At 32.8% G+C, this 13,183-nt stretch carries 14 protein-coding genes; 12 read left to right on the forward strand and 2 right to left on the reverse strand.

What is annotated here, in order from left to right; all coding sequences use genetic code 11:
* Positions 1-46 precede the first annotated feature (46 nt).
* The 3 genes from FLAPXU55_RS12725 to FLAPXU55_RS12735 all read left to right on the forward strand — a co-directional run bounded on the left by FLAPXU55_RS12725 (position 47) and on the right by FLAPXU55_RS12735 (position 1,763).
* Positions 47-496 (forward strand): Panacea domain-containing protein, encoded by a 450-nt coding sequence (locus FLAPXU55_RS12725; protein WP_053473917.1) that lies wholly within the window; start codon positions 47-49, stop codon positions 494-496.
* A complete protein-coding gene (locus tag FLAPXU55_RS12730; RefSeq protein WP_180858055.1) occupies positions 496-930 on the forward strand; it encodes a hypothetical protein in 435 nt (144 codons plus the stop codon). The genes FLAPXU55_RS12725 and FLAPXU55_RS12730 overlap by 1 nt, the downstream gene beginning before the upstream one ends.
* Before the next feature lie 437 nt (positions 931-1,367).
* A complete protein-coding gene (locus FLAPXU55_RS12735; RefSeq protein WP_053473919.1) occupies positions 1,368-1,763 on the forward strand; it encodes a helix-turn-helix domain-containing protein in 396 nt (131 codons plus the stop codon).
* Between the two features lie 200 nt (positions 1,764-1,963).
* Here FLAPXU55_RS12735 and FLAPXU55_RS12740 read toward each other — a convergent pair whose 3' ends face one another.
* The gene (locus FLAPXU55_RS12740) at positions 1,964-2,749 is read right to left on the reverse strand and encodes a sulfite exporter TauE/SafE family protein (protein WP_180858057.1); all 786 of its coding nucleotides are present in this window, start codon (positions 2,747-2,749) and stop codon (positions 1,964-1,966) included.
* 407 nt (positions 2,750-3,156) lie between these two features.
* Positions 3,157-3,783, reverse strand: coding sequence for a Crp/Fnr family transcriptional regulator (locus tag FLAPXU55_RS12745; RefSeq protein ID WP_053473921.1), 627 nt, complete (start codon positions 3,781-3,783; stop codon positions 3,157-3,159).
* A gap of 470 nt (positions 3,784-4,253) precedes the next feature.
* Here FLAPXU55_RS12745 and FLAPXU55_RS12750 point away from each other — a divergent pair, with 470 nt between their 5' ends.
* From FLAPXU55_RS12750 to FLAPXU55_RS12790, 9 genes are all read left to right on the forward strand, one after another.
* A complete protein-coding gene (locus tag FLAPXU55_RS12750; protein WP_053473922.1) occupies positions 4,254-4,565 on the forward strand; it encodes a rhodanese-like domain-containing protein in 312 nt (103 codons plus the stop codon).
* A 74-nt stretch (positions 4,566-4,639) separates the two neighbouring features.
* Complete coding sequence (locus FLAPXU55_RS12755; RefSeq protein WP_180858059.1) at positions 4,640-6,220, forward strand: NADP-dependent glyceraldehyde-3-phosphate dehydrogenase; 1,581 nt, start codon at positions 4,640-4,642, stop codon at positions 6,218-6,220.
* Between the two features lie 194 nt (positions 6,221-6,414).
* Positions 6,415-8,286 carry a M1 family metallopeptidase gene (locus tag FLAPXU55_RS12760; RefSeq protein ID WP_180858061.1) on the forward strand — a complete coding sequence of 624 codons (1,872 nt, stop codon included), beginning with the start codon at positions 6,415-6,417 and terminating at the stop codon, positions 8,284-8,286.
* A 93-nt stretch (positions 8,287-8,379) separates the two neighbouring features.
* Positions 8,380-9,642: an alpha/beta hydrolase-fold protein gene (locus FLAPXU55_RS12765; RefSeq protein WP_235992042.1), complete on the forward strand. Its 1,263-nt coding sequence runs from the start codon at positions 8,380-8,382 to the stop codon at positions 9,640-9,642.
* 10 nt (positions 9,643-9,652) lie between these two features.
* Positions 9,653-10,045, forward strand: coding sequence for an ACT domain-containing protein (locus FLAPXU55_RS12770; protein ID WP_180858063.1), 393 nt, complete (start codon positions 9,653-9,655; stop codon positions 10,043-10,045).
* An 85-nt stretch (positions 10,046-10,130) separates the two neighbouring features.
* Entirely contained in the window at positions 10,131-10,748 is a 618-nt protein-coding gene (locus FLAPXU55_RS12775) for a hypothetical protein (RefSeq protein ID WP_180858065.1), read from the forward strand.
* A 97-nt stretch (positions 10,749-10,845) separates the two neighbouring features.
* Positions 10,846-11,256, forward strand: a complete 411-nt coding sequence (locus FLAPXU55_RS12780) for a GNAT family N-acetyltransferase (protein ID WP_180858067.1) — start codon at positions 10,846-10,848, stop codon at positions 11,254-11,256.
* Between the two features lie 185 nt (positions 11,257-11,441).
* Positions 11,442-11,813 (forward strand): hypothetical protein, encoded by a 372-nt coding sequence (locus tag FLAPXU55_RS12785; protein WP_053473928.1) that lies wholly within the window; start codon positions 11,442-11,444, stop codon positions 11,811-11,813.
* 174 nt (positions 11,814-11,987) lie between these two features.
* A complete protein-coding gene (locus tag FLAPXU55_RS12790) occupies positions 11,988-13,070 on the forward strand; it encodes an efflux RND transporter periplasmic adaptor subunit (RefSeq protein WP_180858069.1) in 1,083 nt (360 codons plus the stop codon).
* Positions 13,071-13,183 lie beyond the last annotated feature (113 nt).

Here is a 13,183-nt window from a genome sequence, read left to right on the forward strand (position 1 = left end):
GATTTTCTTAGTTTTGTTAGAAGAGAAATAATTAAAATTTTAGAAAATGTATAATTGTTTTGATATAGCGAAGTACTTCATAGAATTGGCAAAAGCAGAAGGGCAGGGACTTGACCCAATGAAATTGCTAAAGCTTACTTATATTTCGGATGGATGGCATTTGGGAATTACCGGAAAACCACTTTTTGATAATGAAATTCAGGCGTGGAAATATGGCGCCGTTATTCCAGATTTGTATTATGCCATACGAATGTTTGGGAAAGACCCGGTTGATCCTTTTTTGTTAAATATTTCTGCAAAAACTCCATTAAAAGAGGAGGATAAAGAATTCCTGAAAAAAATCTGGGATAATTACAAAGGTTTATCGGGATTGCAACTTTCGGCATTAACGCATGAAGAGGGAAGTCCGTGGTGGCAAACCTGGGACGGATCGCATGATGTTGTAATTGGGAATGATTTAATTAAAGAATATTATCAGCAAAAATTGAATAGTTAATGGAAAAGACTTTAGCAGAAAAATTACCCGAAAGTGCTTTAGGAAATGATATTATTAATGTTCCAAAAGATGTAACGAAAGAAGCTGAAAAAGAAGCTCATTTAATGAGACCTTATGATCCAAAAAGCCATTCGGAATATATCGAACTGAAAAGATTTGAAATCGAACAGGCAAACGAAAGTCTGGAACGAAAGCTGAGACAGGAAAACGCTAAAAAAGCTTTTATTTTTTCGTCAAGATGGGCGATTTTTATTGCTCTTGTTATTTTACTGCACGGAGCTGGCGCATCGTATAAATTCTTTATTTTATCGCAAACCGAATTTTTATTTGTTGTAGGAACTTTAACGACTTCAATTTTTACTTTTTATACTTTGGTTTTGAGGTATTTGTTTTATAGAAAACCAGCTAAAACTGCCGAGAAGAAAATAGCTTAAATAATTCAAGTTCCTAGTTAATAAAGTGTAGTCCCTACGGGACAAAATTTGACATGAATAAATTGGTTTCTACCAATATATAATCTCTCCGAGATATTTTTTTGTTACTCCGTTAGGAGTTAAATATTGGTAGTAGAATAATAAAATCTAACAGAAAAAATATCCCGTAGGGATTAAACTTTTTTAGAGCCAATTTATTTATTGAATTATTAGACTAGCAACTTGAATTAAATAGTTTCATCTTTGTCAAAGTTTAAAACTTTGACAAAGATTATCTACAAGTAAAAAAGATACTATTTTTATTTAGTATTATTTTTTTGTCAGAAAAATTATATTTTTGTTTGAATTAAAAGACACGAAATTGTATCGTACATAAGACAAATGTGTATTTTACCAAACCAATAATTTTTTCGGGAAATTTTAAATATCTTTGAATTATGAGCACAGAAACCAGACCCAGAAATATAGGAAGAAACATAAGCCGAATAAGAGAGCTTCGTGGAATGAAACAAGGAGCACTTGCTGATGCTATTGGCACAAGTCAGCAGACTATTTCCAGTATTGAAACCAGTGAAACTGTCGATTTTGAAAAATTGGTACAAATTGCAAAAGCACTTGGCGTTACGGTAGAAGCTATTGAAAATTTTACAGAAGAATCTGTTTTTAATTTTTTTAATAATTTTTACGATAATAGTTCAAGTCAGGGAAATAGTTTTAATCAAGGCATGTATGCTACTTTTAATCCTTTAGATAAAGTGGTTGAACTCTATGAACGTTTAGTTCAGGCCGAAAAAGAAAAGGTTGAATATTTAGAAAAGCTTTTGAAAAAATAACCATTATCATTGTCATTTCGACCGAAGGGAGAAATCGCACGCGGGATTCGACAAAGATTGACTACATTCTTTACGGAGCTTCTAGTGCGATTTCTCCCTTCGGTCGAAATGACAAAAATCAACTTAAACAGGAGTTTTTATCAAAATTATTTAAAGAAAAAAATCTGCGTTATCTGCCAAATCTGCGGGAGAAATAATCTCTAAAACAAAACCTCTTTAGCAATTATATAAAATCCCATAACGAGAACAAACCAGCCAAAAAGCGGTTTTAATTTAGTTCCGTCGATTTTTTTAGAAAGCTGGCTTCCAATTAACATTCCCAGAAGTGCCATTCCCGAAACGCCTAATAAAAATCTATAATCTATTGGAGTTCCTATATATAAATCTCCTCCAAAACCTATTGAAGAATTTATTGTAATAATCAATAATGAAGTTCCAACGGCTTGTTTCATAGGTAATTTTGCAAAAAACAAAAGTGCCGGAATTATTAAAAATCCGCCGCCCGCACCAAGAAATCCGGTTACAATTCCCACTAAAAAACCAATAATGCTTAATTGGACATAATTAGTTTCGGTGCTTTTTGCTTCCGAAAGGTTTTTCCGAATCATCGAAATTGCCGCTGTTATCATTAAAACCGAAAAGACAATCATAATCAGAAAATCTTTTGAAACGGTATAAGACGCCACAGAAAAAAGTGTCGCAGCAATTTGAGGAAATATAACTTCGCGAATAATTAAAATAGAAATAACAGAAGGAATCGCAAAATACAAAGCTGATTTCAGTTTAAGATTTCCCATTTTATAATGACTGTAACTTCCGAATAAAGCGGTTAGTCCAACAATAAATAAAGAATATGAAGTAGCCTGATCTGGATTTACTTTAAATAAATACACCAAAATAGGAATTGTCAATATCGATCCGCCGCCGCCAATTAAACCCAGCGAAACCCCGATAATGATTGAAGCAAAATATCCTAAATATTCCATTGCATTTATTTTTATGCAAAGTTGCTTCGTTAATTATAAATCTACAGTAACATTTATCACATAGGGGATTTTTTGCCCACAGGTTTTACGGATGAAACGGGTTGACACAGATTATTTGTTGCATTGAGCAGATAAATTTTAACACATAGTGACATAGCTTTACTAACTCAAAAAAAGGCGTTTCACTTGCATTAACACACATAGCTATGTGTAAATAATCTATATATTTATTTCAATCTATTATTAAGACAAAAAAACTATGTCTCTATGTGTTTAAAATTGAAGATAAAGTTTGTCACATTGAGCGAAGTCGAAATGCTTTGCGGGTTCTCGACTTCGCTCGAACTGACACTCTTAAATAATTAATCTGTGTAAACCCGTTTCATCCGTAAAACCCGTGGGCAATATTACTTTAATAATTCAATTTGGTTTCGGTTGAGTTTGACCAAACCTCGCTGTTCCATTTTTTTAAGTAAGCGTGAAACCACTTCTCTTGAGGTATTTAATTCGGTGGCGATTTCTTGGTGTGAAAGTTTTACTTCAGAACATCCGCAGGCATCAGAATGTCTTTTTAAATAAAACTCTAAACGCTCATCCATAGAACGGAAAGCGATATTATCGACAACTTCCAGAACTTCTTCAAAACGACTTCGGTAAGTTTCAATTACAAATTCATACCATGAACGGTGTTCCATCATCCATTTATCCATCATTTGCAATGGAATCATCATAACCGAAACATCTTCGACCACTTTTGCCATGATTTGGCTTTTCTCGCTTTTTGCGGTACAAATCATAGAAATGGCGCAGGCTTGTCCGGGCTGCAGGTAATACATTAAAAACTCGCCGCCATCTTCGCCTTCACGATAAATTTTGATTTTCCCTTTCGTAATCAAAACTGTATTTTTAATGTACTGTCCGGTGCGCATTAAAATAGTTCCGGCTTCAAAATCCTGATGGCTTCCGTTTTCTTCAATAGTAGCAATAAGTTCGCTGGAGAAATTAGGAAAGATGGTTTTTAATGAATTTTGCATTTATTGTATTTTTTTGCCACTAATTACACGAATTTACACAAATCAATTCGTGAAAATTTGTGTAATTCGCGGCGAATGTTTTTTGAAATAATAGATATCTTTCTATGTGTTGAAAATTATTTTTTTTACACAGATTTTACAAAATTCCAAAAATTAATTCGTGAAAATTCGTGTAATTCGTGGCAAAACATTTTATCAAAAAGAGATTAAATACTATAATTTTTTACAAAGATAATAGATTCAGCTGTCATAAATTGTCAGAAAACTATATTTGAAGGTATTTTGAGCAAATGAAAAAATCCTATTTTCTATCGATTTTCTAGGGTGTATTTTTAAAAATAGTAAGTAAATTTGTGTTTCACTGATTATAATACTTTCTCTAAAACGTTTTCTGAGAATAATAATCGAAATCGCATTTGGTACGTTTTTAATTAATAGAAACGTCGTAATTTTACAAAAACACATTTATTATGAATTTATCACAAGAAGATTGGGTTAATCAGCTTGCTGCTGACGAGAATGCAGTTATACTGGACGTAAGAACTGAAGACGAATTTAATGATGGCTATATTGAAAATGCTTTAAACATTGATATCAATAAAGGTCAGGGTTTTATTTATGAAATCGAAGAATTAGATAAAAATAAAAACTACTACGTGTATTGTCGTTCTGGAGCCAGAAGCGCTAAAGCTTGCCAGGTTATGAATGAATTAGGCATCGAAAATGCCTACAATCTGCTAGGCGGAATCCTGGACTGGGAAGGCGAAACCGTACAACCATAAAATGAAAAAGAGGCATAAAAAAGCCTCTTTTTTCATTAAACCGCTATTAATAACCAAATAAAAATTACCAGATTATGAGTTTAATTCCAGAAGAGTTTGAAATTAAAAGCCTTATAAATCAAGACACTTATCTTGTAAATGGAGAATTAAAACAATGGACAGGGCAAACCACACCTGTTTTTTCGACTATTTCTTCTACAGAAAAATATACGCCAACATTATTAGGATCTATTCCGTTTATGGCAGAAGCAGAAGCAGCCGAAGTTGTTGAAGCTGCAAATGCGGCCTACAATAAAGGGCAGGGATTATGGCCAACTATGAAAGTAGCGGACCGTATTAAATGCATGGAGAATTTTGTTAGCCAAATGAAAGAAACCCGCGAAGAAGTTGTGAAACTTTTAATGTGGGAAATTGGAAAAAACCTTGGCGATTCTCAAAAAGAATTTGACAGAACTGTCGAATATATTTACGATACCATTGCCAGCTACAAAGAATTAAACGGACGCAGTGCACATTTTGAAAAAGTGCAGGGTGTAAACGCAATGATTCGCCGCGGACCTCTTGGAGTAGTTTTATGTCTTGGACCTTATAATTATCCTTTAAACGAAACTTTCTCTTTGTTGATTCCGGCTTTGATTATGGGTAATACTGTAATTTTCAAACCGGCTAAACATGGTGTATTATGTATTTCGCCATTATTGGAAGCTTTTAGAAGCAGTTTTCCAAAGGGTGTTATCAATATTGTTTACGGTAGAGGAAGAGAAGTAGCTTCTCCAATTATGAAATCGGGTAAAATTGATGTTTTGGCATTAATTGGAAACAGTAAATCGGCGATTGCTTTACAAGATCAGCATCCTAATAAAAACAGACTTCGTTTAATTTTAGGATTAGAAGCTAAAAACCCAGCGATTATTCTTCCAGATGCTGATCTAGATTTGGCAATTCAGGAATGTATTACAGGAACTTTGTCTTTTAACGGACAGCGTTGTACGGCATTAAAAGTTTTATATGTTCACGAATCAATTATTGAAGAGTTTAATAAAAGATTCTCTGAAAAAGTGGATGCATTACAATTTGGAAATCCGTGGGAAAAAGGAGCTGCATTAACACCGCTTCCAGAAACAGATAAACCAAAATATATTCAGGGATTAATTGACGATGCAACGAGTAAAGGCGCTAAAATCCTGAATGAAAAAGGAGGAAAACATACCGATAATTTTATTTTCCCGGCAGTTTTATATCCGGTAAACAGCAAAATGCGTGTGTATCACGAAGAGCAATTTGGACCCGTAGTTCCGGTTATTTCTTTTAAAGATATTCAGCAGCCGTTAGAAGATATGGCCGAATCTAATTACGGACAGCAGGTAAGTTTGTTCGGAAAAGATATTAAAACCCTTGCACCGCTTATCGATGCGTTGGTAAACTTAGTATGCCGCGTGAACTTAAACAGTTCTTGCCAAAGAGGCCCGGATGCTTTCCCATTTACAGGTCGTAAAGATTCTGCAGTTGGTACTTTAAGTATTCCAGATGCTTTGCGTTCTTTCTCAATTCGTACGTTTGTCGCTTCAAAAGATATCGCTTATAACAATGAAATTTTGCAGGAATTGCTAAACAGCAAGGAATCAAACTTCATTAATACCGACTATATTTTGTAGTATCAAGGTTATATATTAATTGTAGATACCGTCTTTTTCTTCTTGAATTAGGCGGTTTTTCTTTTTTTAAGTTGCTGAGATTCTGAGTTTGATTTTTATAACTTGGAAGATAAATTTTATCAATTTTGTAACTTTATTTTAAAAACGCGGTCTTATATAAAACACTTAAATTTTATAAAACCAAAAACCAGCTTATGAAAAAAACATTATTTCAATTTGCATTTATAACTTTTTTGTTTTTGGCACAAACGGGCTTTGCACAAGAGCTTTATATGCCAAGAAATATTAAAGAGGCTTACGCCAAAGGAACTCGCTCTAAAGACGGGAAGCCCGGAAAAAACTATTGGCAGAACCACGGAAAATATACAATGGATATTACTGTTGATGCCAAAACAAAATTGGTGAGCGGAACAGAAACAATCGTTTACGAAAACAATAGTAACGATAGTTTAAGAAATCTTGCGATTCGGTTTGTAAACAATCTTCATAAACCTTCTTCACCAAGAGGCGGAAGCGTAAGTGACGATTTTTTAAGTAACGGATTAACAATTACGTCTCTAAAAGTAGCCGATGTAGTCTATAAAGAAGATGCCAGAAGCTGGGGAACTGTGGGGAATGTGAAATTGAAAAAAGCAATTGCACCACATTCTAAAATCACCATTAATATTGACTGGAATTATCCTTTATCAAAAGAAAGCGGAAGAGAAGGACAAATTGACGAAACTACATTTTTTGTAGCGTATAGTTATCCTAGAGTTTCTGTTTTTGATGATTATAACGGCTGGGACAGAATATCACACACAGATCGTCAGGAATTTTACAATGATTTCAACGATTATGTTTACTCTGTAAAAGCACCAAAAAATTATGTGGTTTATGCAACCGGAGATTTCTTAAATCCAGATGAGGTTTTACAGCCTGAGTTTGCAGCACGTTTGAAAAAATCATACGTAACAGATGAAATCATGCATATTGCAAACGAACAGGAAATGAAAAGCGGTGTCGTAACCAAACAAAACGAATGGAATGTCTGGAAATTTGAAGTTAAAAATATTTCAGATGTATGTTTTGGTTTAAGCGATCATTATTTATGGGATGCGAGCAGCGTTGTGGTAGATAAAAAAACAAATCGCCGCGCCAGTGTACAGGCAGCTTATGATGTAAAAGGAACTGATTTTGTAAATTCAATAAAAAACAACCAATATGCTTTAGACTGGTTTTCTAATAACTGGCCTGGTGTTCCGTATCCGTTTTCTAAAATGACAGCTTTTCAGGGTTTTGCAGATATGGAATACCCAATGATGTGTAACGATTCACAAATGAATGATCCAAAATTTGCTCAATTAGTTCAGGATCATGAAGTAGCACATACTTATTTTCCTTTTTATATGGGAATCAACGAAACGCGTTATGCTTTTATGGACGAAGGCTGGGCAACCACTTTTGAATATTTAATTGGAATTGCAGAACACGGAAAAGAAGCAGCAGATAAATTTTATAAAGAATTTAGAGTTGAGCAATACATTAACGATAAATCAACAGAAGAAGATCAGCCAATCATTTCAATGTCTACACAAGTTTCTGGTCCGGGTTATGGAAATAACTCTTACGGAAAAGCTTCTCTTTCTTATATAGCTTTAAAAGATTTACTTGGAGATGATTTATTCAAAAAAGCACTGCACCATTATATGGATACGTGGAACGGAAAACATCCAATTCCGTGGGATTATTTTAATTCGATGAACACAGGTTCAGGAAAAAACCTGAATTGGTTTTTTAATAACTGGTTCTTTACAAACAATTACATTGATCTTTCTGTTAAAGACGTTTCAAAAAATACAGTTGCTATAGAAAACAAAGGAGGTTTTGCCATTCCGTTTGATGTAAATATTGTTTATACTGATGATTCAACAGAAACGGTTCATCAAACTCCGGCAGTTTGGGAGAAAAATCAAAATTCAGTTTCAGTTGCTTTAAGCAGTAAAAAGCAAATTAAAAAAGTTACGCTTGATGGCGGGATCTTTATGGATGCTACGCCTGACAATAATACGTGGGCAGCCAAATAAAAAACTTAAAAGCCGTCTTTTTCTAATGATAAAGGCGGTTTTTTTATCAGTCATAAAAATCTTTTAACAATGAACCAAATAAAATAACCAATTATGAAAAGCAGCTTAGTTAGGATTTTAATGAATAAATTAATCTTGTTTTTTGTTTTTTTAATGCTGTCTACTATTGGATTTGCTCAAAAAAACTCAAAAATCGAAATAGGAACTATCGATAGTATTTCTTCAAAAATATTAAACGAGAATCGCAAAATATGGATTCATTTGCCCAAAAGCGCTCAAAATACAGGATTTGCAAAACAAAAATATCCTGTAGTTTATCTTCTTGATGGTGATGGACATTTTAGCTCGGTTGTTGGGATAATCGAAGAACTAAGTGAAGTAAATGGAAATACAAACTGTCCGGAAATGATTGTTGTAGGGATCACAAATACAAATCGTAATCGGGATTTAACACCAACACATTCTGAAGTTGATCTTCCGTTTGTTCCTAAAAATCTCAGTGAACAATCTGGAGGCGGAGAAAAATTTGCCGATTTTCTTGAAAAAGAGCTGATTCCGTATATTGATGCTAGATATCCAACTGCGCCATACAAAACATTAGTAGGGCATTCTTTTGGCGGATTGACTGTTATGAATATTTTGACTAATTATACTTCTTTATTCAATTCATACGTATCGATAGACCCAAGTATGTGGTGGGATCATGACCAGTTTTTAAAAGAAACCACTAAAAAATTAGCCGCAAAAAACTTAACCAATATTTCCTTGTTTTTAGCAGCTGCCAATACAATGGATGATAATATGGATGTAATTAAAGTTAGAAAAGATACTACTGCTTTTACAAGACATATCAGGGCTATTTTAAATTTAAATGATTTCCTGAAGGAGCATAAAAAGAGCAATCTTAATTATGATTACAAATATTATAACGAAGATAATCATGGTTCTGTACCTTTAATTGCAACTTATGATGCGTTTCGTTTCATTTTTAAATTCAATCAATTAAAGCTTTCTATACCAGAACAGATTAATTTTAATGCAGCCGTTTTTACCAAAATTGAAAAACATTATATTGATGTTTCAAAACATTTAGGATATAAAGTATATGTGCCGGAAAATGTAGTGAATAATTTTGCGTATCAATCGCTTGGGAAAAAAGACTTAGAATTTGCCGGATATTTATTCAGGTTAAATGTTGCCAATTATCCGCAAAGCCCAAATGTATATGATTCATTAGGCGACTTTTATGAAGCAAGCGGAGATAAGAAAAATGCAATTGCAAATTATGAAAAGGTATTAGCAATGGATAAAAACTTTCCTGAAACAAAAGGGAAATTAGATAAGCTTTTAAAATAAAACAGAGAAAATGCCAGGAGAAAAAGATCTTAAAAAATTACTTAAAACAATGAAACCTGAACACAAACAAGGCGATTATGTTTTTTGTAAAGTTGATACATTAGAGAATTTCAACCTAGATGAAGTTGAAATGTTTTTTAGGGAAAAAGAGGCTATAACTATTATTCTCAAAGAAGAAATAGCGGTAAAAATGAAACTGAATTACTTTGTAGTAATGTCGTGGATAACGCTTACGGTACATTCTTCGCTGGAAGCTGTGGGCTTAACAGCTGCATTTTCAAAGGCACTTTCAGACCATAATATAAGCTGTAATGTTGTTGCAGCATTTTATCACGACCATATTTTTGTCAATAAAAAAGATGTTACAAAAGCAATGCAAATTTTAAATTCATTTTCAAATTAAATTTAAATCAGATTAAACTTATTTTTTATTTCACTTTGTAAGAAAAATATTCTAATATTGCAAAATAAAAATAAAGTTTAAACAGATGAAAAATTATTTGATTCTTATCATTTTGCTTTTTTCAGTAAAAGGTATAGCGCAAAATGCTTCAAAGGAAACATTTCAGAAAAATAAATACGAATTAGCCCTTTCTTATTTAAAGAAATCAGAGTATGTAAAAGCTCTTGATTTGTTTTCATTGGCATCTAAAATTAAACCGGAAAGCGAAATTGGGCAGGAATCATTAAAAGAGATAGATACCTTAAAAGAAATTTTAAGGAAAGATGTTTTAGAAAAAATAAGCGGAACCTGGTTAGTTACAGGTGATAAACCAATTTGGACTATTAAAGCTAATGAAGATTTTAAAAACCAAAAAGTTGATAAATTAGTAGAAGTAGCGCAGGATAAAATTTTATTTTATGAGCAGGATCGTAAATCAAAGGTAAAAACACTAGTCAAAACAGAGGATTTACTTTACTTTAATGATGATAGATCAGATTCGTTATATTCGGCATTTATTTTATCAGATGGAAGGGTTTGGGATTGTCTTTTAAATGATGATAATAAAGTAATGCGTGCCATTAACATAGGGAAATACGGAAAAAAAGGCGTCAAGAAAATAACCGAAAATAATTCTGAAGTTTATTTTATAAGAGAGAAGTAATTCAAAAAATCAATATAATTGAAAAGGGAATCTGTTTTAAGGTTCCCTTTTTATTTTAAAATTGATGTAATTTTGAACTTTCAGAAATAAACATAAAATGGAAATTAAACCAATTCAGGCTTCAGAAACCTGGCAGATAAGACACGAAGTAATGTGGCCGGACCAGCCTTTTGAATTTGTACAATTAGAAGAAGACAATTCAGGATTTCATTTTGGAGTTTTTGAAGATCATAAATTAGTTTCTATAATTTCCTGTTTTATTGAAGGTAAAGAAATGCAGTTTCGAAAATTAGCTACTTTATCAGCATTTCAGGGAAAAGGAATTGCTTCTCATCTTTTAGAATATATTTTACAATTTGCTAAAGAAAGGGATTTAGAAAAAGTTTGGTGCAATGCCAGAACCAATAAAAAGTCTTTTTATGAAAAATTTGGAATGAAAGATACTTTTAAAACTTTCACCAAAGCCGGACAGGAATATACCATTATGGAAATCAATTTCTTAAAATAGATTCCTACATTCTGCTAACAATTTAATAGTAAGATGTTTATTGTCTTAAAATACTTTAAAAAACGTCGTTTTTGAATGTAATTTTAATGTAATAAAAAAATGAAAACGTTTTCGTTTTATATAACTGTTAAACCTTGTTAAAAATTCTTTTTTTGTTTTGATAGTTTTACTACTTTCGCACCCAAATGAGAAAGTTAATAGTATTTTTAGTATTCATGAATTTGCTTCTGCTAGGCGGAGGCCAATATCTTAATGCAAATACTTTTTCTCATCATCATAATCTTTCACAGAAACACAGAGTTAAATTCACGAGCCAGGATCGTGGAACTTCTATAATTGAAGATGCCGATGTTGATCTTGAAGAAGATCTGTTAGGAAATGATGATGCTTTACTTACGAATAAGCTTTTTGCTGCTTCGTACAGCTTAGTAGACAATTTGTATCTGGCACTTTCAGATCAGTCTGCTGCGAATGATTCCAATCGTTTTAAAATTTTTACGCCTTCTTTAGGGCATTCAAATCCTATCTACATTACTCAACGAGTATTAAGAATTTGATTTTACAGTATACATCGGTTACCTAAGTCGTGATCTCCATATCTCGTTGATGTATATTTTTTTTACTTCTGCTTATATGAAAATTAAGTTCTGACTTCAGGCTGGCTGATGCATTTTATCATCTAAAGAAATCATTATTCCAAGCATTCAATCGCTTAATTTCCAAACTAAATCATGAAAAAAATTATCGTGTTCACGGGCTTGTTTGCCCTAGTGTGCCTAACTAGCTGTACATCTAAAAAGGAAGAAAAAGAAGAAGTAGAAAAATTCACGGTTACAAATCCGGTAAGAATTGATACTTCATTTACAAAACAATACGTTTCGCAGATTAAGTCTGTTCGAAATATCGAAATCCGCGCCCAGGAAAAAGGATTTTTACAAAACATTTATGTTGATGAAGGACAGTTTGTAAAAGCAGGGCAATTATTGTTCAGAATTATGCCAAACATGTATCAGGCAGAATTATTGAAAGCACAGGCTGAACAAAAATCAGTAGAAATTGAACTCCAAAACGCTAAATTACTGGCAGATAAAAATATCGTTTCTAAAAACGAATTGAGCGTTGCTCAGGCAAAATTGCAATCTGCAAAAGCAGAAGTTGCATTAGCAAAACTTCATTTGTCATTCACAGAAATCAGAGCTCCGTTTGACGGAACAATCGACAGAATTCCTTTGAAATTAGGAAGTCTTATCGACGAAGGCGAATTATTGACAAGCCTTTCAGACAACAGTCAAATGTTTGCTTACTTCAACGTTTCTGAACCAGAATATCTTCAGTATCAAACCAATATTAAGGATCGTGCCGGAAACAAAGTGAATTTGGTTTTAGCAAATGGAGATACTTTTAAAGAAAAAGGAAATGTAGAAGTTATCGAAAGTGAATTTGACAATGAAACTGGAAATATTGCTTTTAGAGCAAGATTCCCAAATTCGGCAAAATTGCTTAGAAACGGAGAAACTGGACAAGTTCAAATGATGGTTCCTCTTAAAAATGCAATCGTAATTCCGCAAAAAGCAACTTACGAAATTCAGGATAAAAAATATGTTTTTATAGTTGATAAAAATGATAAAGTAAGTTCAAAAGAAATCACTATTACAGGTGAAATCCCTGATTTGTATGTGATTAAAACAGGACTTAATGAAAATGATAAAATCTTACTTGAAGGTGTTCAGAAAGTAAAAGAAAATGACAAAATCAAATACGAATTTGAGTCTCCTAAAAAGGTAATTAATAACCTGCGCTTAAAAGCGGAGTAAGTTTTTGTTTTAGTTGTTTCATGTTTCATGTTTCAAGTTTACGCACTGAAAACCTGAAACCTTAAACTTGAAACTTGAAACCCTTTTTTAAACTTCAAATAAGTTTAATCATT

The organism is Flavobacterium panici, from assembly GCF_903819335.1.
GTDB lineage: Bacteria > Bacteroidota > Bacteroidia > Flavobacteriales > Flavobacteriaceae > Flavobacterium > Flavobacterium panici.